21 protein-coding genes are annotated in these 24132 nt (G+C 50.5%); 4 read left to right on the top strand and 17 right to left on the bottom strand.

Annotated elements, in window-relative coordinates:
* Positions 1–7 precede the first annotated feature (7 nt).
* Genes sdhA through sdhC form a run of 3 tightly spaced genes read right to left on the bottom strand, consistent with a single transcriptional unit; the run spans position 8 to position 2504 of the window.
* Positions 8–1774 carry a succinate dehydrogenase flavoprotein subunit gene (gene sdhA, locus NXT09_RS14455; protein WP_039535911.1) on the bottom strand — a complete coding sequence of 589 codons (1767 nt, stop codon included), beginning with the start codon at positions 1772–1774 and terminating at the stop codon, positions 8–10.
* Complete coding sequence (gene sdhD / locus NXT09_RS14450; protein WP_010284997.1) at positions 1774–2121, bottom strand: succinate dehydrogenase membrane anchor subunit; 348 nt, start codon at positions 2119–2121, stop codon at positions 1774–1776. The genes sdhA and sdhD overlap by 1 nt, the downstream gene beginning before the upstream one ends.
* Entirely contained in the window at positions 2115–2504 is a 390-nt protein-coding gene (gene sdhC, locus NXT09_RS14445; RefSeq protein ID WP_039275597.1) for a succinate dehydrogenase cytochrome b556 subunit, read from the bottom strand. The genes sdhD and sdhC overlap by 7 nt, the downstream gene beginning before the upstream one ends.
* Positions 2505–3176: 672 nt before the next feature.
* Between sdhC and NXT09_RS14440 the strand changes: the two genes are divergently transcribed.
* Positions 3177–4463 (top strand): citrate synthase, encoded by a 1287-nt coding sequence (locus NXT09_RS14440; RefSeq protein ID WP_039312157.1) that lies wholly within the window; start codon positions 3177–3179, stop codon positions 4461–4463.
* Between the two features lie 60 nt (positions 4464–4523).
* On the opposite strand, the gene NXT09_RS14435 is transcribed toward NXT09_RS14440, so the two are convergent.
* The 13 genes from NXT09_RS14435 to NXT09_RS14375 form a co-directional block, all read right to left on the bottom strand.
* Complete coding sequence (locus tag NXT09_RS14435) at positions 4524–7760, bottom strand: type I restriction endonuclease subunit R (RefSeq protein ID WP_268580116.1); 3237 nt, start codon at positions 7758–7760, stop codon at positions 4524–4526.
* Between the two features lie 12 nt (positions 7761–7772).
* Positions 7773–8915: an FRG domain-containing protein gene (locus tag NXT09_RS14430; RefSeq protein WP_268580115.1), complete on the bottom strand. Its 1143-nt coding sequence runs from the start codon at positions 8913–8915 to the stop codon at positions 7773–7775.
* A complete protein-coding gene (locus tag NXT09_RS14425) occupies positions 8915–10213 on the bottom strand; it encodes a restriction endonuclease subunit S (protein ID WP_268580114.1) in 1299 nt (432 codons plus the stop codon). Before NXT09_RS14425 ends, NXT09_RS14430 begins: the two co-directional genes overlap by 1 nt.
* On the bottom strand, positions 10213–12267 hold the full coding sequence (locus NXT09_RS14420) for a type I restriction-modification system subunit M (protein WP_268580113.1): 2055 nt from the start codon (positions 12265–12267) through the stop codon (positions 10213–10215). Before NXT09_RS14420 ends, NXT09_RS14425 begins: the two co-directional genes overlap by 1 nt.
* A 36-nt stretch (positions 12268–12303) precedes the next feature.
* Positions 12304–12489, bottom strand: coding sequence for a hypothetical protein (locus NXT09_RS14415; RefSeq protein WP_268580206.1), 186 nt, complete (start codon positions 12487–12489; stop codon positions 12304–12306).
* A 42-nt stretch (positions 12490–12531) separates the two neighbouring features.
* Positions 12532–13323, bottom strand: coding sequence for an endonuclease VIII (nei, locus tag NXT09_RS14410; protein ID WP_268580112.1), 792 nt, complete (start codon positions 13321–13323; stop codon positions 12532–12534).
* 43 nt (positions 13324–13366) lie between these two features.
* On the bottom strand, positions 13367–14014 hold the full coding sequence (pcp, locus tag NXT09_RS14405) for a pyroglutamyl-peptidase I (RefSeq protein ID WP_268580111.1): 648 nt from the start codon (positions 14012–14014) through the stop codon (positions 13367–13369).
* 29 nt (positions 14015–14043) lie between these two features.
* Positions 14044–14781, bottom strand: coding sequence for a 5-oxoprolinase subunit PxpA (pxpA, locus tag NXT09_RS14400; RefSeq protein WP_010299171.1), 738 nt, complete (start codon positions 14779–14781; stop codon positions 14044–14046).
* The gene (pxpC, locus tag NXT09_RS14395; RefSeq protein ID WP_268580110.1) at positions 14771–15715 is read right to left on the bottom strand and encodes a 5-oxoprolinase subunit PxpC; all 945 of its coding nucleotides are present in this window, start codon (positions 15713–15715) and stop codon (positions 14771–14773) included. The genes pxpA and pxpC overlap by 11 nt, the downstream gene beginning before the upstream one ends.
* A complete protein-coding gene (gene pxpB / locus NXT09_RS14390) occupies positions 15709–16365 on the bottom strand; it encodes a 5-oxoprolinase subunit PxpB (protein WP_268580109.1) in 657 nt (218 codons plus the stop codon). The genes pxpC and pxpB overlap by 7 nt, the downstream gene beginning before the upstream one ends.
* A 156-nt stretch (positions 16366–16521) precedes the next feature.
* Positions 16522–17265 carry a type 2 GTP cyclohydrolase I gene (locus NXT09_RS14385; protein WP_268580108.1) on the bottom strand — a complete coding sequence of 248 codons (744 nt, stop codon included), beginning with the start codon at positions 17263–17265 and terminating at the stop codon, positions 16522–16524.
* Positions 17258–18724, bottom strand: coding sequence for a deoxyribodipyrimidine photo-lyase (phrB, locus tag NXT09_RS14380; protein ID WP_268580107.1), 1467 nt, complete (start codon positions 18722–18724; stop codon positions 17258–17260). The genes NXT09_RS14385 and phrB overlap by 8 nt, the downstream gene beginning before the upstream one ends.
* A 21-nt stretch (positions 18725–18745) precedes the next feature.
* Positions 18746–19705, bottom strand: a complete 960-nt coding sequence (locus tag NXT09_RS14375; RefSeq protein WP_268580106.1) for a YbgA family protein — start codon at positions 19703–19705, stop codon at positions 18746–18748.
* 409 nt (positions 19706–20114) lie between these two features.
* Between NXT09_RS14375 and NXT09_RS14370 the strand changes: the two genes are divergently transcribed.
* From NXT09_RS14370 to NXT09_RS14360, 3 genes are all read left to right on the top strand, one after another.
* Positions 20115–20807, top strand: coding sequence for an ABC transporter ATP-binding protein (locus NXT09_RS14370; protein ID WP_268580203.1), 693 nt, complete (start codon positions 20115–20117; stop codon positions 20805–20807).
* 17 nt (positions 20808–20824) lie between these two features.
* A complete protein-coding gene (locus NXT09_RS14365) occupies positions 20825–21805 on the top strand; it encodes an ABC transporter substrate-binding protein (protein ID WP_205552596.1) in 981 nt (326 codons plus the stop codon).
* Positions 21806–21890: 85 nt separating this feature from the next.
* A complete protein-coding gene (locus tag NXT09_RS14360; RefSeq protein ID WP_268580105.1) occupies positions 21891–23546 on the top strand; it encodes an ABC transporter permease in 1656 nt (551 codons plus the stop codon).
* A gap of 182 nt (positions 23547–23728) precedes the next feature.
* Here NXT09_RS14360 and NXT09_RS14355 read toward each other — a convergent pair whose 3' ends face one another.
* A complete protein-coding gene (locus tag NXT09_RS14355) occupies positions 23729–23935 on the bottom strand; it encodes a YbfA family protein (protein ID WP_010299142.1) in 207 nt (68 codons plus the stop codon).
* Positions 23936–24132 lie beyond the last annotated feature (197 nt).

Here is a 24132-nt window from a genome sequence, read left to right as displayed (position 1 = left end):
TCCGCAATTAATAAGTACGTACTTTCGGCGGGAACGCCGGACGCAGTTTAGGCTGCATGTTCACCTCACGGCGCGTCATGCTGTCGGTTTGCGGCAGATACAACGAATGGCACAGCCAATTTTCATCGTCGCGCTCTGGGTAGTCGAAGCGACTGTGCGCGCCACGGCTTTCGGTACGGAAGTTAGCCGATACCGCCGTCGCATACGCGGTTTCCATCAGGTTATCCAGCTCCAGACACTCGATACGCTGCGTGTTGAACTCGCTTGACGTGTCATCTAAACGCGCATTTTTCAGGCGTTCACGAATCACTTTCAGCTCTTCTAACCCTTTCGCCATCGCATCGCCTTCGCGGAAGACCGAGAAGTTGTTCTGCATACAGGATTGCAGCGCCTTGCGGATTTCAACCGGATCTTCCCCTGAACGGGTATTGTTCCAGCGGTTCAGGCGGTCGAGAGAGGCTTCAATATCGGATTCGCTGGCATCACGGCTTTCGCCCTGCTCGTTCAACGACTCTTGTAGGTGAATACCCGCTGAGCGACCGAATACCACCAGATCGAGCAGCGAGTTACCGCCCAGACGGTTAGCACCATGAACCGAGACGCAGGCAATTTCACCCACGGCGAACAGCCCTGGAATCACTACGTCTTCGCCTTTCTCATTCACCGTCAACGCCTGACCGCTCACTTTGGTCGGGATACCGCCCATCATGTAGTGGCAGGTTGGGATAACCGGAATCGGTTCTTTCACCGGATCGACGTGAGCAAATGTGCGAGACAGCTCCAAAATACCCGGCAGACGGGATTCCAGAACATCTTTACCCAGATGGTCCAGTTTCAGCTTGGCGTGTGGTCCCCACGGGCCTTCACAGCCGCGACCTTCACGAATTTCGATCATGATGGAACGGGCAACAACGTCACGGCCAGCCAGATCTTTCGCGTTTGGCGCATAACGTTCCATGAAACGTTCACCGTGCTTGTTCAGCAGGTAACCGCCTTCACCACGGCAGCCTTCTGTCACCAGCACACCCGCACCCGCAATACCCGTTGGGTGGAATTGCCACATTTCCATGTCCTGCAACGGAACGCCCGCACGCAGTGCCATGCCCACGCCGTCACCGGTATTAATGTGCGCGTTGGTGGTGGACTGGTAAATACGGCCTGCGCCTCCGGTCGCCAGCACGGTCGCTTTCGCTTTGAAATAGACAACTTCACCGGTTTCGATACAGATCGCCGTACAGCCGACCACCGCGCCATCCTGATTCTTCACCAGATCGAGGGCGTACCATTCGGAGAAAATAGTGGTGTGATTTTTCAGGTTCTGCTGATACAGCGTATGCAGCAGGGCATGACCGGTACGGTCAGCCGCAGCCGCAGTACGCGCGGCCTGCTCGCCGCCAAAATTCTTGGATTGACCACCGAACGGACGCTGATAAATGCTGCCATCATCCAGACGGGAGAACGGTAATCCCATGTGTTCCAGTTCCAGAATCGCTTCTGGACCGGTTTTACACATATATTCAATCGCGTCCTGATCGCCAATGTAATCCGACCCTTTTACGGTGTCATACATGTGCCATTCCCAGTTGTCCTCATGGGTGTTGCCCAGCGCAACGGTAATACCGCCCTGCGCAGACACAGTATGGGAACGGGTTGGGAACACTTTCGATAACAGGGCACAGGACAGACCCATTTGGGAAATTTGCAGCGCGGCGCGCATACCTGCGCCACCCGCACCCACAACAACTGCATCAAATTCTCTGACTGGCAAATTCATCACGCACCCCACACCACAATAGTTCCATAAATGACGTACACCAACAGCGCTACGACAATCGCCAACTGTAAAGTCAGGCGTAAGGCCAGCGGTTTAATGTAGTCGGTCAGCACTTGCCACATCCCTATCCAGGCATGAACCAGAATGGAAAATAACGTTAGCAGTGTGAATACTTTGGTGAGGGCCATCGCGAAGAAACCACGCCAGATTTCATACGTGATGTCGCCAGCCGTAGCAATAAAACCAATAATATAAATCACATACAGAACAATGACGATGGCAGAAGCGCGAATCAGTAACCAATCGTGTACGCCATTGCGTCCTAACGCAGAAGCATTGCTTACCATACGAGGACTCCAGCCAGAATTGAAAGCACGACAGTAATAATAAAGGAGATATTTGCAGAACGCTTACCTGCGGCAAGGTCTTCTTCTATATAGCCAAAATCCATCAACAGGTGACGTATACCACCGACAATGTGATAAGCCAACGCGACGAGGATGCCCCAAACGATAAACTTGACGATGAAGCTATCCATAATTTCCGCAGCGCGCAGGAACCCTTCCTCTGAAGAAAGAGAAGTGCCCAACAGCCACAGTAAAATACCGACAGCGACAAAGGTGATAACGCCGGAGACGCGGTGAAGAATAGATGCTATCGCAGTAACGGGAAACTGGATCGTCTGCAATTCCAGATTGACAGGTCTTTGTTTTTTCACGGATTTGCCCACACAGCTTTTATTATTGTTTCTTCCTCCGGGCCTGATGTGAGGTCAGACAGCATGAAAGTTACAGCCCTGAAAAGTGGGTTTACGATACGCGCTCAAACATCGACATTCCGGTGTCTAAACAGCGCATGATCCTTTCATACTGGGTGCTCCTACTGCAGGGTGATTCCGGAGACCTGTCGGCAGTATAGGTACTTCACATTCCCATTACAATTCCCATACAAACTGTTTGGAGACATTTGCCCCGAACAGTGATTTAGATCACGAATTTCACAATTTATATAAAATTAATTATCTGATTTGACAAAAGTTCAACATTTCAATTACAACTAGGGGATTGAATTCCTTATGATGTGTTAAAGCACAACGGCGACACTTCCACACTGGCGTAACTTATGTAACAGTGGGGAGAGTCCACGTAAAAATCATAGGTAATGACTACAATCTATTCAGAGCATAGTTAATTGCCTGAAGATCGCTAATTACCTGAAGATTGTTAATTACCTGGAGAACGAATTTTTCATCCTGAATGCGGCTATCCGCCTTACTCTGTATCCTATTTGACGACTGTGTCACGACAGAGTTTCACCGGTCATTCTTCACTCGCCGGTGCACAGGCATGACGGTATTTCTTCAGTGAGAATTTTTAAAATTAAAGCGCTAAGGAGACTGTAAATGGCTGATAAGAAAGCAACACTTACTCTAGAGGGTAAAGATCCAATTGAGCTAAATGTCCTATCAGGTACATTGGGGTATGATGAGATTGATATTCGTCCCCTCGGTTCTAAAGGTTACTTCACATTTGACCCCGGCTTTACCTCTACCGCATCTTGCGAATCCAAGATTACCTATATCGACGGTGACGAAGGCATCTTGCTACACCGTGGCTTCCCGATTGCCCAACTGGCTGAAAAATCGAATTATCTTGAAGTTTGTTACATCCTGCTGTTCGGTGAAGTCCCGACGGTAGAACAGTATGAAACCTTCAAAACCACCGTAACGCGTCACACCATGATCCATGAGCAGATTACTCGTCTGTTCCACGGTTTCCGTCGTGATTCACATCCAATGGCCGTATTGTGCGGCGTCACTGGTGCACTGGCGGCGTTCTATCACGATTCACTGGACATTAACATTGAGCGCCACCGCGAAATCGCGGCCTATCGCCTGCTGTCCAAAATGCCGACCGTTGCAGCAATGTGCTACAAATATTCACTGGGCCAGCCGTTTGTTTATCCGAAAAACAACCTGTCCTACGCGGGTAACTTCCTGCACATGATGTTCTCCACCCCTTGTGAAGAATATGTTGTGAATCCGGTGCTGGAACGTGCCATGGACCGTATCCTGATCCTGCATGCCGATCACGAGCAAAACGCCTCGACGTCTACCGTGCGTACTGCTGGTTCATCTGGTGCGAACCCGTTTGCCTGTATCGCCGCGGGGATCGCCTCGCTGTGGGGACCAGCACACGGCGGCGCGAACGAAGCCTGCCTGCGTATGCTGGAAGAAATCAGCAGCGTGGAGCACATCCCTGCGTTTATCGAACGTGCAAAAGACAAGAACGACTCCTTCCGCCTGATGGGCTTCGGTCACCGTGTGTACAAAAACCACGATCCGCGCGCTACCGTCATGCGTGAAACCTGCCATGAAGTGCTGAAAGAGCTGGGCAGAAAAGACGACCTGCTGGAAGTGGCGATGGAGCTGGAAAATATCGCGCTGAACGACCCGTACTTCATCGAGAAGAAACTGTACCCGAACGTGGACTTCTACTCCGGTATCATCCTGAAAGCGATGGGGATTCCGTCTTCCATGTTTACCGTTATTTTCGCGATGGCACGTACCGTGGGCTGGATTGCACACTGGAACGAAATGCACGACGACGGCATCAAAATTGCCCGTCCGCGTCAGCTGTATACCGGCTACGACAAACGTGACTTTGCATCCAATCTGAAACACGATTAATCCATTCAGTACGCATCAAAAAGGCCGGATTTTCCGGCCTTTGTTTTTATCCCATACTAATTAGCTCTGCGCTTTGTTAGATTTACCCAGCCCTTTCATCAATACATCAAACATCAGTCCAGCAAAGCCTTTCGCTATTGCTTCATTCGACAGAAGTTTCATCGCCATCTCGTTATGTACGTCCATACTCTCAATAATGGCGTTGTTAATTGACTCTGGGAATTGCCCGAGCATCGCTTGTTCTTTGGTGTTGCTGCGAAGTTGATCCATCACCACTTCATTTTCCGAGATCTTGCCTGCAATAGTATTGGCATAATTAAGCATATCATTTTCAGATAAACCATCTTCGATAAACAAATCGTTCATTCGTTGGATGATTTCGTTCAGTAGTTCAGTTTTAGGATCTTTAGGAACGGCACCACTGCCTTCTTTTGCGGCTGGTAGATAATGCCTTGGTTCTTCACCAATCTTCACACCGAGCTGTAAATTAGCTTGACGTTGCTCGTGCAATCGATAGTGCGTCATTACCACATCGGATAAATCAATTTCATCTTCCACTACATCAAGGCGAAGCAGCGGATAGAGATGCTTGGCGAAAATGCTCAGTTTCTCTAGCTCATAATCATCAAAATTGATGATCTGAGACGTAAACTCGTAGAAGCGATAGAAAGATATTAAATCTTTCTTGAACACTTCCAGAATATCTCGTGCTTCTTTAGCGTGTTTGACGCTGTTTTCCGCAAACTTGATTTTCTTGTCGTTCCGCTCAATTTTCGCTTTAGACAGTTCCGCCTGTGCGGATTGAAGTACCTGTGTGGCTTCTTTATAACGAACAGAGAAACGGTCAACGGAAGGTTTACATAAGTTGGCTAATTTAGCTTGGTTCGCTTGTTTGTTGTTATACGCTTCAACGAATGCTTCAACTTCTCGCCACTGATAGATCCCAACTTTATCGAGCTTTTTCATTAGCTCATAAACAATGTTTGGATCAGATACGCCAGCCAGTTCAGCGGTTTGGAAATAAACTTTAAACTCAGCCAAAACCTCTTCAGGATCATTCACAAAATCGAGAACAAAGGTTTTGTCCTTGTTTTTGTAGGTGCGGTTTAACCGTGAAAGGGTCTGGATACACTCAACACCTTTCAATGGTTTATCGACGTACATCGCCACTAGTTTCGGTTGGTCAAAACCCGTCTGGAACTTATTTGCAACCAACATCACCTGATAATCTGTGGTATCAAAGGCTTTGCGCATATCACGACCACGTAGATTCGGGTTCATATTATTTTCGGTGAAAACGTGATCCTTGCCGTGTAATAAAGAGTACTCAGGATCATTCACTTCGCCCGAAAATGCCACCATAGCATTGACGTTGATATAACCTTTTTTCTGCACGTATTTTTCAAAGGCGAGTTTGTATCGTACCGCTTCTAAACGGCTACTGGTTACCACCATCGCTTTTGCTTCACCACTCAGCAGATGTTTCACTTTTTCATTGAAGTGCTCAATGATGGTTTCCACTTTTTGAGCAATGTTATACGGGTGTAAGCGAACCCATTTCGCCATTTTCGAGGTGGCTTTTTTACTGTCCACCTCGTGATCTAAATCTGGGTTGTTATGTGCTAATTGGTAGGCGACTCGATAACTGGTGTAGTTTTGCAGAACATCCAGAATAAAACCTTCTTCAATCGCTTGGCGCATTGAATAAACGTGGAAAGGCAGTGGCTTGTTGGTGTCGCTCGCTGCTTCATCAAGGTTGGGTCTGCGACCAAAAAGCTCTAGTGTTTTCGCCTTTGGCGTGGCGGTAAAAGCGAAGTAGCTAAGTTTGTTTGAGCCTTTACGGGCTTCCAGTGATAAACGCAGCATATCTTCACTGTCTAGTTCTTCATCACCGTCTAATTGCTCCACCATTAGCACTTCACGCAGTTTGCGTGCGGTTGTTCCTGTCTGGCTAGAGTGTGCTTCATCCGCTATCACGGCATAGCTTCGACCTGCAAGGGTTGAGTCTTTGCGGATCGCCTCTAAAACATGCGGGAAGGTTTGAATAGTTACGATGATGATTGAGGTACTTGCTTTTAGCTCTCCAGCCAATTGGCTGGATTTAGAGCCTTGCGCCTCTTCTCGGTTAACACGAGCAATCATTCCTTCGTTATGGTCAAACTGATAAATCGTGTCTTGTAACTGGCTATCCAACACCGTTCGGTCAGTGATCACGATGACTGAGTCAAAAACCTTATCCCCAGCTTGTTTATTCAGCTCTGGGTGAGAGATAGCGTAGTGCTTTGAGGCTAATTGGTGAGACAGCCACGCAATCGAGTTTGATTTGCCAGAACCCGCACTGTGTTGAATAAGGTATTTATGGCCTGTGCCTTCGTTATCCACCGTTTTAAGCAGCTTAGAGACGACCGCCCATTGGTGATAACGAGGGAAAATCATTGTTTCTTTTTGCGTGATTGAACCGTCCAGGTTTTCAACGTCTTTCACTTCAAGGTGAATGTAGCGGCTGAGGATTAGCAACAGGTGATCTTTTTGGAAAATCTCGTTCCAAAGGTAAGACGTCGCATAGCTGCCATCTTCAGGCACATCGTTACCTTTACCGCCTTCGCTTGTACCTTGGTCAAACGGTAGAAAAAAGGTTTGCTTGCCGTCTAAGCGAGTGGTCATCGCTACGTTGTATTGGCTCACAGCAAAGTGAACCAATGCACCACGCTTAAAGGTTAATAATGGCTCTGGCTTACGAGTTTTTGGATCTTTCGGCTGCCTGTCCTTCATATACTGGACTTTGGCGTTATCAATCGACTGCTTAAACTCAGATTTAAACTCGCACGTAGCAACAGGAATACCGTTAACGAATAAGGTTAAATCTAAGCGACCATCATAGCCATTAGGTGAATAAATCAGCTCAGGCACGACACGAAGGATGTTTTGTTGATAACGGGCAGTTGCCGTTGGGTTTAAGTCGTGATCGGGTTTGAAGCTACAAAGATCAAACTTGGCACCACGGTTATTGAGCTTATTCCGTAGAACCCACAGCGTACCTTCTTTTTTTAGCTCTTGTTCTAATGACTTGAGTAGAGCATCGGCAGTCGCATTGGGGTTACGCTCTGTTACAGGGAAATGCTGCGCCAACTTTTCCCATTGCTCAGGCTGTGAAACGTTCACAAAAGCGATCACATCATCGGGGTAAAGAGCCAGCTCTTTGTTGTATTTGTTCGACTCACCTAACAACCAACCGTGAGACTGCATTTGGCTGAGAATGTCATTTTGAAATATTTTTTCTTGTGCCGCATCTGACATTGTTTAGTCCTTTTATACAATAGCCACAGTTCTTTGCTTTAACTGATTGAAAATGTTAGTTGAAAACTGCTCTGCAACATCATCTTCAACAAGTAATTTCAAAGCAATTTCGCTATGAACATCCTGACTTTCTATAATCGCCTTTTCCAGTAGATCGGGGTAGAGTCCTTGTTTCGCTCGATCTTCAGGGTTGTTTTTTATTTGCTCTAGTAGGTCTTCATTTGCCATCAAGCGATGAACAATAACGGTGTGGTAAAGTGGTGAAATTATCTCATCAAAATTGATTGAATCATCATCCTGTGGTTGCACTTTTATCTTAATGTTTTTCTTTAAGAAACTAGCAACATTGTCAATTTCAGGAAATAGGCTTGCTTCCGAGATAGACAGTGTAGCAAGTTCTTTTAAAAGACTGTCTTTAGACCCCTTTGGGATCGCTATATGCTTAACATCAGGACGAAAATGCTCTGGTATGCGGATGGAATCTGTTTTTTTATTGCCCATACCAAACAAAAAGAAAGCACCGCTTTGTTTGACTATTCTTCGGTTATCGAGCTTTGGTTTTACACAAATCACAGAGTGAAGATGTTCTTCTTTAATGTAAGGTTTGAAGTAAGGCTTTTCCGCTTGAATCGAGTGAAGAAAGCGCTCTTGCTCTTCAGGATTTGAAAAATCAAAGTTTGCTTCTGCTCTAGCTAAGTTACTTACAACTGAAACAGTGTCACTGTTGAAATACTTAATTTCATCATTGGGTACTTGGTAGATTAGCACCTGTCCATTTTTTGCATTTGTGTCCCTAGATGTCTCAGGGATTAGTGTGCAACACGCAAAATAGAGTGCAACTAAAGGGTTGCTTGTGATATCAAGCAACCTTGTCGGTAAGCCATAGTGTTGCATTTTTACTAAAAAATCGAAGGTCGAGACACAATCTTTAAACTCTTCAGGACACTGAGTTACCAAGTTATGGAATAACTCAGCCTCATTTTCAACATAACGACTTTTCTTTGGATCATCATTTTGGTTTCTGAAAATAGTGGGCAAAGGTGTAAAAGCATCAGAAGCGTGGCCACGATAAAATAGTGTGTGGTCATCTTTTACCTGTATTTCCGAGCAAGCAGCGATAAAGTGTGCTAGCGATTTGATGTGTTTTACCGCCACTATTTAAGCTCCCAATCTCGAACATCAATCTTGCCCGTTACCGCTGCTGAGATAAGCGCTGTTTTTCGTTCTCTCATCAGTGCTATCGCTTCACTGGCTTTTTGCACTAACAAGTTAAGATTGGCTACTTGAGCTGACAAGGATTCTAAAACTTCTTTTTGTTCTGTAATAGGAGGCAAGGGGAACTTCATTGGGTCAATATGTTTATTATTAATCTGTGGCACAGTTGATACATCAGCGATATCACCGAGACCACGTAGTTTCAACATATACGCCACATATTCAGGTAGAACTCTTACTCCCAACTCCCATCCCATAAGGTTTGGATCAATGAAAGACTTCTCTTTCACGATATTCACTTTGTTTGTGAATATTGCTGCCCCTCTTTTGGGAAACACAACATAATTAGATTTGGCTTTGCTCATAGACACTTTTGAACAATCGACAAAAAAGTTCTTCTCTGTTAGGTCGAAAGAGTCCAAAGACAAAGTGGACACTTTGACAAAAGGAATATTGCCATTATCGCTGATGAGATCTTCACTAATAGATTCAGAACCAAATAGTTGCCCAAGGTAACCACATTTAACAACCCCCCAATGCTCAGGCACGTCACCCAACCATTCCACACCAGAATCTTTCATTGGTGCATTGGGGTTAAGCCCTTTAGTGACTGCGTGAGAAATCACCGCTTGGCGTTTTTCTTTTAACAGTTCAATTAGCTTTTCTTGCCTGGAGATTAAGGTGTCGATCTTGGCGGTTTCGTGGTCGAGGAAGTTAGCAATTTTTTGTTGTTCCTCAAACGGAGGAATTAGTATTGGCAATCTTCTAAAGTCCTCGAACTTCATTGATTGTCTTAAACCACCGCCCATACCATAGAAAACTTTCGTTGTATCGTATGAATGGAGTAAGCGATAAGCAAACCTTGCTTCAATAGAGTTTGATGCTCGTAACTTTAGATATGCAGATGTAATAATCCCTCTCTGCTTAACTAGTCCCACACGTAGACTCTTCTTGTCATTTTGTAGGTCTGTTAAACGAAGAATCAGATCACCATTATCAACTATCTGATATGTATTGAAAGATTCAGGAAGTAAGCCAAAGTTAGTGTCTACATCTCGTTCAACGATATTCCCATAGCTTAGAGATAAGACAGTACTTTCTTCACCTTCAGTATTTTTTGTTACTGATGGGTTAAATACTGAGAACGTAGGCTTTACAGTCCAAGAAGCTGGTATGTCACCAACCCAATCTATATCAGAAGCCTTGTACTCAGGATATGCTTTATAACGTCCAGTCATTATGAATGCACCTCTTGAAGTAGCTGCATAATCTCAGCCGAGACTGCGTCCAAATCAGCATCAATCTCTTTTAGTGCTCTTGGTGGTTCATAAACATAGAAATGGCGGTTAAATGGAATTTCATAGCCGACAATACCGACTTCACCATCTTTAGGATCGGTCTTGCTTTCGTCAATCCATGCATCAGGTACGTGAGGCAGCACTTCACGAGCGAAGTAATCGGCAACTGTTTCAGTCAGTGGCACGTTCTCAAAATCACGCAGATCTGGGTTGGCTTCAATCTGACCGTTGGCTTTGCATACTTCAGCGCCATCATCGTGCTCACTTAAGTGCTTCACAATCAGTTTTAGCTGTACTGCGCTGAGTTTGACTGCTGCCAGTTTGGTTTTTAGTTGCTTGAGGAACTTATCACGAGATAAGGATCTCTCTTGTTCAAAGGAAGCGAGCGCATCAAGAATGGCATCTTGAGTCGTTTCATCCATTTTCACCCAGGCGTTATCGGCTTGCAGAGCTTCGAGACGCAGCGAATCTTTTGGGTAAATCACTAATTGAAGCGGGCGCTCAACGGTAATTCGGCGATAGCCAAACGCTTTATAAGCAAAAATTTTGCTAAAGTCGTTTTCTACAAACAGACCGTAAGTTTGCACAATTTTCTCAATCGCTTCTGGTGTCAGTTCTTTGCGCTTACTGCCTAGTGATTTACGCATTGCTATATAGAATACGTTCTCATCATCACCTTCCACTTCACCGCCGCCGCTGCGGCCACGACCACCTGTTTTAGCACGCTCTTTTGACGCATTGATAAGCTGAACCTTACCTTTGCGATTAGCAGGTTTATGGCTGGACAGTACCCAAACATAAGTGGCAATGCCCGTGTTGTAGAACATATCCGTAGGTAGCGCCACAATCGCTTCAAGCAGATCATTCTCCAGAATGTAGCGCCTAATTTCACTTTCACCGCTACCAGCGCCACCAGTAAAAAGTGGCGAGCCATTCAAGATCATACCGATACGTGAACCACCTGCGCCTTTGTTTTCAAGAGAGGGTGAGCGCATTTTGCTAATCAGGTGCATTAAAAACAGCAATGAACCGTCAGAGACTCGTGGCAAGCCTGCACCAAACCGACCTTCAAAGCCTTTTTGAGTGTGCTCATCATTGATCTGTTTTTGGATTTTCTTCCAATCCACACCAAATGGAGGGTTTGACAGCATATAGTCAAACTTGTCGTTGCGGAGTTGGTCATTCGAAAGGGTATTACCCAGCTTGATGTTATCGACCTTCTGTCCTTTGATCAGCATATCCGCCTTACAGATAGCGTAGGACTCAGGGTTTAGCTCTTGACCAAATGCAGATAAAGAGGCTTTTTCATTAAGCTTGTGAACATACTCCATACCAGATGATAAGAAGCCACCAGTCCCTGCAGTAGGGTCATAAATAGAACGCACTAATCCTGAACTGGTTAGTTCTTCTTCATTGGTAAAAAGTAATGACGTCGTCAGCTCAACAATGTCTCTCGGGGTAAAGTGTTCCCCAGCGGTTTCATTGGAGCTTTCCGCAAAACGTCTGATCAGCTCTTCAAACACTAATCCCATAACGTAGTTGCTGATGGTATTCGGGTGAAGATCGGTGGTCGCAAAGCGTTTCGCTACTTTGTAAAGCAAATCTGCTTCTTGCAGTTTGTCGATGGTGTTAAAGAAATCAAAGTGCTCGAAAATCTCACGAGCGTTGGGGCTAAAAGATTGAATATAACTCTCTAGGTTGCTCGCTACGCCTGTTTCACCAAGGCGGTTCAAATCCATTTTTGAGGTATTGTAAAAGCTTAACTGCGCTGCGTGGGTGAGCAGTTTATCTTGCGCCTCAATCGGCATTGCTTTTACTGCTTCGTATTTTGCCAACACGTCTGGCTTGGTGGCGTCAAGCACACACTCTAAACGTCTTAGAAGCGTGAAAGGGAGAATGATACGTCCGTACTGCGATTGCTTGAAATCACCACGGAGAAGGTCAGCCACCGACCATAAAAACGCGGCTATTGAAGAGAAATTGTTGTTAGTCATTATAATCAGCACATTGAATATGAAAAATTGCGCTGATTATATCACTTCCCCACTTCCTTTTTCTCCAGTGCTTTCGCCAGCCAAAAATTGCTGTTTTAATTCAACAATATCGTCTCCCCTTGCATGGCCCATATCAACCCAGCCCAGCAATTCGGTATAAACAATACCTGATTTGAGCATATCAAAGAGAGAACCGTCTCTAATGTCACTTCTATTACTCATACGAAATCCTTTTCAATTAATCTAAAAGCTGCACAGCACCCTTTAACTCTGGCAACCCAGACACCAATAGAACGGGCGTGATGACAGCATCGTTCTTTCGATGATCCCGCTGCAGCGCTCGCAGCGTTCCCCTTCTCGATGGAAAACCTTGAACGAGAAAATCGCCCCGTGATGTCGATTCTCATCAACGGTGCCGCGCGTGTTGTAGGACAAACGGGGGATCTCCAGCAGCGCTCGACTTAACGTCTGCAACTGTTCCTCGTTCAACTGCGCTGCCGTGTGTTGCGGCGCCAACTGTACCTGCCAGAGAATCTCGACGCGCAGGTAATTCCCTAGCCCGGCGAGAAAAGCCTGATCCAGCAGCAACCCACTGAACTGGCGGCGGCGAAAGCGCGGTAATAACAGACGCTCGCACACCTGTTCCGGCGTCAGTGAAAGATCCAAGACATCAGGACCAATACGTTGCAGGAAAGGATGCGTCGAGAGCGTCTCCGGCGTCAGCATTTCAATATCGGACGCGCTGTAAAGCAGAATGGCGCGATCCTGCGTTTCCAGCCGGACGCGCAAATCCCGCTTCGTTTCCGGCGACTCACCGGCATTCACCACTCGCCACACGCCATACAGTTGGTTGTGGCTATACAACACCCGATCGTTGCTAAAATAGGTCAGCAGCGCCTTTCCGCGCGTTTCGATCTGCCTGACCTGCTGCCCGACTAATTCTGCCTCGTATGGCTTCAGTTCTGGAAACGCAAACCAGACACGCGTCAGCGTTTTTCCCACCACGGCTTCAACCAACTTATCGGCCGCCCGGCGAATTTCCGGTCCTTCCGGCATACCTTACTCCCTGAAAATCAGACGTATTGCGCGATTAATTCAACTAGTGCAAGGCACCGCCAGTCACCGCCACATCAACCTGCTGCACCAGCGACTGCTTAATCATCACTTCCAGCGCCGCCGTGACTAACGGCGTAGGCATGCTCGGTTCACCGGGGTGTCGCGCGGCCTGCTCCGGCGAATAAGGAATGTGAACGAATCCGCCGCGCACCACATCGCCCTGCTGATGTAACTGGTGTAACAGCCCGTACATCACATGGTTGCAGACAAACGTCCCTGCGGTTTGAGATACCGAGGCGGGAATGCCCGCTGAACGCAATGCCTGCACCAGCGCTTTCACCGGCAGCGTCGAGAAATACGCCGCCGGCCCCTTTTCCACCACCGGCGTATCAATCGGCTGGTTACCTCGGTTATCGGCAATGCGGGCATCATTAATATTAATCGCCACGCGTTCGACAGAAATATCAGCACGGCCGCCTGCCTGCCCCACCGCGATCACCACTTCCGGCTGCCATTCGGCTATCGCGCGGTAAAGCTGTTCCAGCGACAGGTCGAAGACGCAAGATAAACGGCAGGCCACTACGCGCGCACCGCCAACTTCCCGCTGATGAAGTACTTTTACCGCTTCCCAAGAGGGATTAATCGCTTCGCCCTCAAAAGGCTCAAACGCCGTAATCAAAACGGTTTTCATCGGTTATCCCCGTCATACAAAAATAATGATTATGCCGCAGCAACAGCGATCTGATGCTGGCTAAAACAGTTACGCAGCTTGCGGGCAAACAACAGCGCGTGTTGTCCATCGCCGTGAATACACACGGTATCCGCCTGCACGTTCACCCAGGAACCGTCGATTGCCCGGACCCGCTGACGTTGAATCATCTCTAGCGTTTGCGCCAGCGCCAGTTCATCGCTGTTAATCAACGCCCCCGCCTGAGTGCGTGGCACCAGCGATCCGTCAGGCAGATAGCAGCGGTCGGCGAACACTTCCTGACGCGTCTCCAGCCCCAGCCGTTGCCCAGCACGAATTAACTCGCTTCCCGCCAGACCGACTAAGCGTAACGCCGGATTCACCACTTTCACCGCCTTGGCTATCGCATCAGCCAGCGCCGGTTCGCATGCCGCCTGATTGTAAAGCATGCCGTGAGGCTTAACGTGCGACAGCGTGCCGCCTTCCGCGGCGACAATCGCGCTGAGTGCGCCAAGCTGATACACCACCTGTGCAAAGACAATTTCCGCAGGCACATTCATCGCCTTGCGGCCAAAATTTTCACGATCGGGAAAGCTCGGGTGTGCACCAAGCGCGACGCCATAGCCGATTCCCCAACGCACGGACTGACGCATGGTTTGCGCGTCACCGGCATGAAACCCACAGGCAATATTGGCAGAGGTCACCAGCTTGAGCAGCGCTTCGTCGTTCTCACTGCCTTCGCCCAGATCGGCATTCAGATCAATAATCATGCAGCCTCCACGCCAGCTGTTCGAGGTAACGTCGCTGTTCTTCGGCCGCTTTTTGCGCCTGTGCCTGCGTACAGTGAATAAAATGTATCGGTTCACCGAGCCGGATTTGCGCCAGATGGAATAAATCGGCTTCGATCACCGTCGCAATACGCGGATAACCGCCAGTTGTCTGCGCATCCGCCAGCAGTACGATAGGGTGACCATTGTGCGGAACCTGCACCACGCCCGGCAGCAGCCCATGCGATGGCAGCTCGCGCGGTTTGCTACCCGACAATGCGGCGCGCTGTAGTTCAGCGCCCAGCAAACGGTAACCCATACGGTTGCTTTGCGGGCTCAGTTGCCAAGACGTTCGCCAGAACAGTTCCTGCATCTCTTCGCTGAATTCCTGATACTCCGGCCCCGGCAAGGCCCGCACGCGGTTGCTGAACAGCAGTTGCTTGATACCGACTTCGCGTGTCAGTTCGCGACTCGGCGTTCCCAGCGGAAGCTCATCGCCATCCCTCAGCAAACGTCCGTCAAAGCCGCCAAAACCGGCTTTCAAATCGGTACTGCGCGACCCGAGCACTTCCGGCACATCCACACCGCCGGACAGCGCCAGATAGCTGCGCATTCCGTTACGCGGCATACGCATTTTCAACGTTTGTCCCGGCTTCACAGCGAAACGCCAGCCGGTCCAGAGCGGTTTGCCATCCAAGTCGGCATGACAGTCCGCGCCGGTCAGCGCCACCCAGCAGGCGGTGGTGAATGTTGCGGTAAACTTGCCCAGCGTAATTTCCAGCGCGGCAGCATTCTCCGCGTTGCCCACCAGCAGGTTGGCCATTGTCAGTGCAGGCAGATCGAGCGCGCCTGACTGGCTGATACCCAAACGGCGAAAGCCGACGCGACCGCCGTCCTGCACCGAAGTATGCAATCCCGCATGGATAACCTTCAGCATACGCCCTCCTTCTGTGGCAGAAACCGAACGTTATCGCCAGGACGCAGCAGCGTGGGCGGCATCGTTTGTGGATTAAACAGCTTCAGCGAAGTGCGACCAATCAACTGCCAGCCGCCCGGCGTCGCCAGCGGATAAATCCCCGTCTGCGCGCCACCAATTCCGACCGATCCCGCCGGCACGCGCAGGCGCGGTTCGGCGCGACGCGGCATATGCAGCTTCTCATTTAATCCGCCGAGGTAGGCAAAGCCCGGCTGGAAGCCCAAAAAGTAGACCACATACTGTACGGCCGTATGTGCTTCGACAACCTGGCTTACTGTCAGGCCACTGTGCGCGGCAACCTCTGCCAGATCTGGCCCCGCCTCTCCGCCATACACGACGGGAATATCGATATCGCGTGAGTCAAACACCAGCGATTCACTCTCTTCCCACCAGCGCTGCAAGCGTTCAATCGCATCCAGCGCCACCAACTGCGGATGCGCCAGCAGCACCGTTAAATTATTCATGCCCGGAATAGCTTCCAGCACCTCTTCATGATGGTTCAGGCGCTCGGCAAGCCCCCATATCCGCTGCTGGCTCTCCAGCGACATTGGCGGTTCCAGTTCCAGAACGACAGCCCTCTCGCCCAGAAGATAACACCGTGCTCGTTGCAATCTTTCCTCCTGAATCGCGTTTTATCCGTCATGGTGAACATGGCTAAATGATTAGCGTTGCTTACTGATATATTTTCTTCTCAACAGCTAAGCAACAACGATGCCAATATCAAAAATGTGACATCATTCCTGTGCGATACCAAGACGTTCAGTCCCTCACGCAGGGTTAGGAATATCAATGAATGTCACATCAAAACCATGCTGTGCCGCCAGCCACTCGCCCAACGCTCTGATGCCGCCTCGTTCGGTGGCATGGTGTCCGGCAGCAAAGAAGTGCAGCCCCATTTCGCGCGCGATATGAATCGTTTGCTCAGACACTTCACCGGTAATAAACGCATCTACCCCGAAGCGCGCCGCTTGTTCAATAAAACCCTGACCGCCGCCGGTACACCAGGCCACACGCTGTATCTGTTGCGGTGCATTATCCCCACAATGCAGCACGCTACGCCCCAGCCGTTTTTCTACACGGCGGCAAAAGGCGTCTGCCGTCATGGGCTGCGCCAGTTCGCCATACGGTACCAGCGGTTCGATCGCGCCCTGCACCTGAATCTCCAGCAGCGCCGCCAGTTGGGCGTTATTCCCCAGTTCCGGGTGTGCATCCAGCGGCAAGTGATAGCCGTACAGGTTGATATCATTGAGCAGCAGTGTTTTCAGTCGGTTACGCTTCATGCCACAAACAATCTGCGGTTCGTTTTTCCAGAAGTAGCCATGGTGAACCAGAATCGCATCGGCCTGCTTTTCTACCGCCGCATCCAGCAGCGCCTGTGAGGCCGTTACGCCCGTCACAATGCGTTTTACGTCCGCACGCCCCTCAACCTGTAAACCGTTCGGTGCGTAGTCCTGAAACGTCGCCGTGCTCAGTTTCTCGTTAATGATTCTTTCCAATTCCACATTACGCATACTTGCTTTTCTCTTCTCGATCGTTATCCGCCATACCGATATTTTTGGCCGCCTCAAACGCCGCCAGCGTATTCTGACGCGCGGTTTTATGGTCGACGATGGGCAGCGGATAGTTCAACTGATGGTGGTGTTTGTCAGCCCAGCGATGGGGCTGATGAATATCTTTATCCGGCACGGCAGCTAGTTCGGGCAGCCAGTGACGAATAAACCGACCGTCAGGGTCGAAGCGCTCGCCCTGCGTTGTCGGGTTAAAAATACGAAAATAAGGTGCCGCATCGGTGCCGGTCGACGCCGCCCACTGCCAGCCGCCGTTATTCGCCGCCAGATCGCCATCCAGCAGCTGCGACATAAAGTAGCGTTCGCCTTCGCGCCAATCGATCAGTAAATCTTTGACGAGAAAACTGGCGCAAATCATACGCAGGCGATTGTGCATCCAGCCCGTTTCATTCAGTTGACGCATCGCGGCATCCACGATCGGGTAGCCCGTTTTCCCCTGTTGCCAGGCGGCTAAATCCTCTGGAGATTCTCGCCATTTCACCCACTGCGTCCACGCGGTGAACGGTCGGTGTTTACACAGCTGCGGCCAGGACACAATCAGGTGACGGTAAAATTCACGCCAGACCAGCTCGTTAAACCAGGTAAACGCCCCGCCTTCGCGCCGTTCCAGCATCTCCGGGCATTCGGCACGCAGACGGTTAAAGCATTGGCGCGGCGATACGATCCCAAGCGCCAGATACGGAGACAGTTTGCTAGTGCCGGGCAGCGCCGGAAAATCCCGCTGCTGGTCATAGTCCTGCACCTGCTCGCGGCAAAAACGGCGCAGTTGCTGTAATGCCGCACGTTCTCCACTGGGGAAATCATCGCTATCCACCTCGCGCTGTGGGTAGCTGAACGGTGCCAGTTCCACCGTGTTATTGAGCGACTCACCGCGCGCGTCCGGTGCCGGTACGCACGTCGTATCCGACTCCAGCAGACGTTTGATAAAGGCCTGACGAAAGGGCGTAAACACTTTATACATCTCGCCGTTGCCCGTCAGCACGCTACCCGGCGGTAACAACAGGCTGTCATGATAACCGTGACAAACCACGCTATCGGCCAGCCGATCTTTCACTTGCTTATCACGCAGTCGCTCGTTGATTTCATACTGGTAATTGTAGAAAAGATCGGTAGCCTGCTGCTGTGCACAAAACTGTACCAGCCAGTCAACCGACGCCGCAAAGTCAGCACATTCGTGGTAATGCAGCGGGATACCTTTCTCGGCCAGCGCCTGCTGCACCAGCGTCAGGTTCTCCAGCAGAAAGGCCGCCTGACGCGGTGCCATATCGTGCTTTTCCCACTGCGCAGGCGTGGCGATAAAAACCGCCAGCACGCTAGCGTTCGGATCCTGACAGGCCGCGTACAGCGCCAGATTATCGGTAACGCGTAGATCGTTGCGTAGCCAGACTACATGGGTGCTCATGACATTCCTCGGGCGGTCAAACTAGTGTCCGTAACGCAGGCGTAATGCTTCCGGGTACGGCTCAAAGTAACGCTGCTGAGCCAGATACGCATCGGGGTATTCCGCCATGTAATGTTTTAGCAACGTGATAGGTGCCAGTAGCGGCTGCAAGCCCTGTCGATAGCGATCGATGAGCTGCGCCAGTTCCTGTCGCTGCTGAGAATTAAGCTGGCGTCGGAAGTAGCCCTGCACGTGCATCAGCACATTGGTGTGGTTGCGACGCGTCGCAGGCGTCGACAACAGCTTCATTAGCCGTTTCCGGTATTCAATAACGTAGTCTTCCAGCGATTCCCACTTATCGATCCCCGCAACGAACGGTCCTAGCTCGCGGTATTCCGGCTGGGAATGCGCCAGCAGCAGGAGTTTATAGCGGCTATGAAAGGCAATCAGCGCGCCACGGCTCAGCCCGTTTTGCCATAGCTGATTCAGTTCGTGTAACGCATAAACGCGCTCAATGAAATTTTCCCGCAAGCCGGGATCCTGCAAGCGTCCGTCTTCCTCAACCGGTAGCCAGGGCATTTGCCGCATCAGCTCCTGCGTAAACAGACCGATACCACTTTTACGCGCATCTTTTTGCGCTTCATCGTAAACCTTCACGCGCTCCATACCGCAACTTGGCGATTTTGCACAGACGATATAACCGCATAAGTGCTGAAGCTGGCTGACTTTGTCAGCGGAAAACGCCGCCATCTGCTGGGTGACATCCAACGGCGAACCATTGCTGGCACGCAGCGTGATCTGGCTTTCCCCTTTGCGCACCAGCCTGAGCGCCGGACGCGGCACCGGTAAACCAATCGCCATTTCCGGGCAGACCGGTTCAAAACGAAAATAGGGTGCCAGCTGTTCAGCGGCAAACGTCAAACGTTTGTGTCCGCCATCAAATCGCACGGGATTACCGAGCAGACAGGCGCTGATACCAACAGGAATGAGTTCGAGCGTCATGATTTATCCTTACGCTTGTCATATATGGTTTGCCTTGATGGCATTCTGCAAGCCCTCTGACCAGCATAGCGGATTTCACCACGATTCTGTGCAGTCGCAGCGAAGAATAAAGTAATAAATCATGAGATTGATGGATTATGTCGATCAAATAAGACGGTTTTCTCTGCGAGCGATATTGATATCCAAAACGTGCATCGCGGATATCGTTTCGTCTGTCATCAAATAGCCTTATTCCCCCACTACAATCCCCATTCCGATATAGAGTCCCAAAGAGGATACCCCATGTTTTTTCCCCTGCTTTACTGGCGGGACGCTTTGCTATGGCCTTTAACCAGGCAACCCGCAAGCGCCCGTCCGATCCACCGATATCAAAATGGATATCGCCTCCCGTTATTGCACGGAGGTGATGATGACCAACGCTGAACTCACCACGCCCGCCGCGATTGCGATCGACAAATTGTCCCACGCTTTCGCAGGCAAAACGGTGCTCGACTCCATTAGCCTCAATGTGCCGAAAGGCACCATTCTAGCTTTGCTGGGGCCTTCCGGCTGCGGCAAAAGTACGCTGCTAAAGTTGCTGGCCGGTCTGTTACAGCCGGACGCGGGCACCATTCATTTTGGCGATCGTCAGGTTGCCGGCCACCAGCTATCTCTGCCGCCAGAGCAGCGCAATCTGGGCATGGTCTTTCAGGATTATGCGCTTTGGCCACATATGACCGTTGCACAAAATGTCGGGTTCCCGCTGCTGATGAGGAAGGTTCCGCGCGAGCTCTGCCGCCAACGCGTTGAAGTCACGCTAGCGCGCGTCGGTCTGGCTGATTTTGCCGATCGCAAACCGGCCGATTTATCCGGCGGTCAGCAACAGCGAGTCGCACTGGCGCGCGCCATTATCGCGGAGCCGAACATCCTGCTCTTCGATGAACCGCTATCCAATCTCGACCGGGATCTACGTGAATCGCTTTGTCAGGAGATGGCATCGCTCTTGCGCCATCTTGGGACCACCGCCGTGTATGTCACCCACGACAGAGGCGAAGCCAACATACTGGCGCACCGTATTGTTCACATGTCGCAAGGCCACATTACTGATATCACCACACGTTAACTTTGGGGAAAAATGCAATGAAAAACACACTGGTTACCATGAATCAACGAGGCATCATTATGGGTATAGCTCTCTCATTAGCAGCGGTAGCAGGCAGCGCACAGGCCCTGACGCTGTACACCGCCGGACCGGGAGCACTGGCAAAGAAACTGGCAGCAGGTTATGAAAAGCAGACTGGCGTGAAAGTCGATGTTTTTCAGGCAACGACTGGTAAAGTCATGGCCAGACTGGAAGCCGAGCAGGCCAACCCACGTGCCGATGTCCTGATTTCCGCCTCCTGGGATACGGCGACAGATTTGCAGCAGCGCGGCTGGCTACTGGAGTTTGATAGCCCGAATGCGGCCACCGTGCCTGCACAGTTCAAAACTCCTTTCTACGTGGCACAGGGCATTTCCGCGCTGGGCATTGTGTGGAACAGCAAGAGCGGCACACCGGAACCCAAAGACTGGAACGACCTCACCAAGCCTGAATTTAAAGATAAAGTCACCACACCAGATCCTGCGCTGTCCGGTGCCTCGCTCGATCTGCTGATTGGTTTGCAGAATGCGGAAAAAGATAAAGCCTGGGAAATGTTCGATCGTTTAAAAGCCAACGGCATGATCATCGCCGGCCCGAACGCCCAGGCATTAACGCCAGTGCTGCAAGGGGCGAAAGCCGCCGTCTTCGGCGCTGTAGACTACGTTTCTTACGGCAGCATGGAGTCTGGCGAATCCATTAAAGTCATTTTCCCTTCCAGCGGCACCGTCATTGCCCCTCGCCCGATGATGATCCTGAAAAGCAGTAAAAACCAGCAGCAGGCAAAAGACTTCATCAACTACATGTTGTCGCCTGAAGGCCAAAAAGCCGTGGCGGAAGCCTGGTTAATGCCCGCACGTCAGGATATTGAGGCCAAGCGCCCTCTGTTTAAGAGCCTGACATTACTGCCAGAAGGCGATAGCGCGTCAGCGTCCCGTGCGGCCGTTCTCGATCGCTTTGCTGCCTTATTTGGTCAGCGCTAAGCCTGTTCAGCCATACCCCCTAGTTCGAATGACAGAACACTAGATAATGCCTTGCTGGCGACCGTCAGCAAGGCTGGAGTATCAGATGAACAAGTTTGCTTTACTGCCACTGCTTACGGTGGCGGTACTTTTTACGCTGGTTGGCATTCCCGTATTGTTCGTTGCGCTACAGGCGATTTTCCCGAATTTGGGTGCAGGTTCCTTTGCGAACCCGTTCTCGGCCTTTGCAGACGTCTTCGCTCAGGCGCGCTTGTTCGCGCTGTTGAAAAATACGCTGCTGCTTGGGCTGGGTGTTGCTCTGTGCTGTGCGGTCATTGCTATTCCACTCGGTGCGTTACGCGGGCTCTTTGCGCTCCCGCTGGCAAGATTTTGGGATTTACTGTTTCTCATCCCATTCCTGATCCCGCCTTATATCGCCGGGCTGTCGTGGATGCTAGCGCTACAGCCTCGAGGCTACGCGGAACAGCTATTGCCCATTCAACTCGGTGAGGTTCTGTTTTCACTGCCCGGCATGATTGGTGTCATGACGCTGAACATTTTCCCAGTCGTCTATTTCGCCGTTTCGCGCAGTATGGCCGCGAGCGGAAACCGTCTGGCAGATGTCGCTCGCGTTCACGGTGCCAGCGGCTGGCAGGCCTTCTTGCGAGTCACGCTGCCATTGTCGCTACCTGCGACAGCAGCCAGTCTGCTGCTTGCCTTCACGCTGGCGATCGAAGAGTACGGCATTCCCGCAGCACTGGGATCGCGTGCCGGTGTTCAGGTTCTGACGACAAATATCGAGCAACGTCTGGCGGACTGGCCTATTGACCTTTCCGGTTCAGCGGTGCTGTCTTTGCTATTAGTTGCGATTGCGCTCTGCGCATTTACCCTGCAGCGAGCGATTGTCGCCGGTAATAATGTGGAAACCACCACTGGAAAACCCGCCGCCATTGTGACTCGCCCATTAGGAGTCTGGCGCTGGCCAGTATTAGTGCTGTTTAGCACCGTCGGGCTGCTGGCCGTAGGGATTCCGCTAGCGTCCATGCTGATTACCGCGTTTTCTGCCACCATCTCCAGCGCGATTTCCTGGCAAAATTTAACCTGGCAGCACTTCACCATGTTGGTTGATTACGAAAACGAAGCGCTACCTGCGTTGACGACCAGCCTGGGGCTGGCGGTCGGCAGTGCGTTACTAACGGGAACAGTTGGCTTTCTCGCAGCGTGGTTTGTGGTCGCCAAGCGTATTCGGGGTGCGGCCGTGTTGGATGGGCTATCGATGCTACCCGCCGCGCTGCCGGGCATTGTTGTCGGAGTAGGGTTGATACTCGCCTGGAACCAAAGCTTCTGGCCGATCACGCCGTATAACACCTGGGTGATTTTGCTACTGTCATACAGTTGCCTGCTGCTGCCCTACCCCGTCCGCTACAGCAGTGCGGCGTTAGCGCAAATCGGCAGTAATCTGGAGTCAGCGGCGCGCGTTCACGGCGCTAGCGCTATGGCAGCATTACGGCTGATTGTGTTCCCGCTGGTCTTCCCCAGCCTGCTGGCAGCGATGATGTTGGTTTTTGCTGTCGCGTCGCGCGAGCTGGTGACGTCACTCCTGCTATCGCCTGCTGGCGTACAAACGGTGTCCATTTTCGTTTGGCGTCAATTTGAACAAGGTTCCGTCGGGGATGGGATGGCGATGGCAAGCGTTGCGGTGTTTATCAGCCTATCGGTGATGTTGCTGGCGTTACGATTTCATGCGCTAAAAACAAAATAAGCGCCAGATCCGTAGTGGAAATGGCGCTTAATCCGTGCCGTTGAATGCTTCAAACTCGTGGCGTCAGTATGCACAACGTACTGGCGTCACTATTCACTACTACATTCACTTCACGACTACATTCACGACTACATTCACGACTACGCGCGCAGAGCGGTCAACAGTAACCTGGCGCGGTATTCTTAATAAAAATCGCAGGCGGCGGCTTCAGACTGCGCCATCCATACCGGCTTATCGCTGGTTTTCAGCCAGACGCGGTGTAAATAGCTGTAAAAACGTGCCCGATCGCGACGGAACAGCATCACCGGTAACGCCAGCACGCCGATGGCAACCACGGCGGCGCGACGCAGGAGAATACGGTGCAAGGGATAAGTAGTATAAAGCGACATAACGATCCTCCTCTGGGATAAGCACCCTTGTTCAGCGGCGCTTTTCATAACGATAAAATAAGAACTGTGACATTGGTTAAAATTTTACCGCCTTTTCTGAAAGTTTACTACTCATCTGACCAGTAAAAGATGAAATAATCGCCAATTTTTTCGTCATTACGTTATTAAGTTACAACAACGTTAAAAATAAACTTACC

The sequence above is a fragment of the Pectobacterium jejuense genome, assembly GCF_026800125.1.
In the GTDB taxonomy this organism is placed as follows: domain Bacteria; phylum Pseudomonadota; class Gammaproteobacteria; order Enterobacterales; family Enterobacteriaceae; genus Pectobacterium; species Pectobacterium jejuense.
This window is presented reverse-complemented; position numbering and strand designations above follow the sequence as displayed.

Bases quoted from the DNA above. Each gene is read 5' to 3' on its own strand.
- NXT09_RS14440 (WP_039312157.1), top strand. From the start codon at position 3,177: ATGGCTGATAAGAAAGCAACACTTACTCTAGAGGGTAAAGATCCAATT.
- pcp (WP_268580111.1), bottom strand. From the start codon at position 14,014: ATGAAAACCGTTTTGATTACGGCGTTTGAGCCTTTTGAGGGCGAAGCG.
- sdhA (WP_039535911.1), bottom strand. From the start codon at position 1,774: ATGAATTTGCCAGTCAGAGAATTTGATGCAGTTGTTGTGGGTGCGGGT.
- NXT09_RS14435 (WP_268580116.1), bottom strand. From the start codon at position 7,760: ATGTCAGATGCGGCACAAGAAAAAATATTTCAAAATGACATTCTCAGC.
- NXT09_RS14365 (WP_205552596.1), top strand. From the start codon at position 20,825: ATGAAAAACACACTGGTTACCATGAATCAACGAGGCATCATTATGGGT.
- pxpA (WP_010299171.1), bottom strand. From the start codon at position 14,781: ATGATTATTGATCTGAATGCCGATCTGGGCGAAGGCAGTGAGAACGAC.
- NXT09_RS14355 (WP_010299142.1), bottom strand. From the start codon at position 23,935: ATGTCGCTTTATACTACTTATCCCTTGCACCGTATTCTCCTGCGTCGC.
- NXT09_RS14370 (WP_268580203.1), top strand. From the start codon at position 20,115: ATGACCAACGCTGAACTCACCACGCCCGCCGCGATTGCGATCGACAAA.
- pxpC (WP_268580110.1), bottom strand. From the start codon at position 15,715: ATGCTGAAGGTTATCCATGCGGGATTGCATACTTCGGTGCAGGACGGC.
- NXT09_RS14415 (WP_268580206.1), bottom strand. From the start codon at position 12,489: ATGAGTAATAGAAGTGACATTAGAGACGGTTCTCTCTTTGATATGCTC.
- nei (WP_268580112.1), bottom strand. From the start codon at position 13,323: ATGCCGGAAGGACCGGAAATTCGCCGGGCGGCCGATAAGTTGGTTGAA.
- NXT09_RS14385 (WP_268580108.1), bottom strand. From the start codon at position 17,265: ATGCGTAATGTGGAATTGGAAAGAATCATTAACGAGAAACTGAGCACG.
- sdhD (WP_010284997.1), bottom strand. From the start codon at position 2,121: ATGGTAAGCAATGCTTCTGCGTTAGGACGCAATGGCGTACACGATTGG.
- NXT09_RS14375 (WP_268580106.1), bottom strand. From the start codon at position 19,705: ATGACGCTCGAACTCATTCCTGTTGGTATCAGCGCCTGTCTGCTCGGT.
- phrB (WP_268580107.1), bottom strand. From the start codon at position 18,724: ATGAGCACCCATGTAGTCTGGCTACGCAACGATCTACGCGTTACCGAT.
- NXT09_RS14425 (WP_268580114.1), bottom strand. From the start codon at position 10,213: ATGACTGGACGTTATAAAGCATATCCTGAGTACAAGGCTTCTGATATA.
- NXT09_RS14420 (WP_268580113.1), bottom strand. From the start codon at position 12,267: ATGACTAACAACAATTTCTCTTCAATAGCCGCGTTTTTATGGTCGGTG.
- NXT09_RS14360 (WP_268580105.1), top strand. From the start codon at position 21,891: ATGAACAAGTTTGCTTTACTGCCACTGCTTACGGTGGCGGTACTTTTT.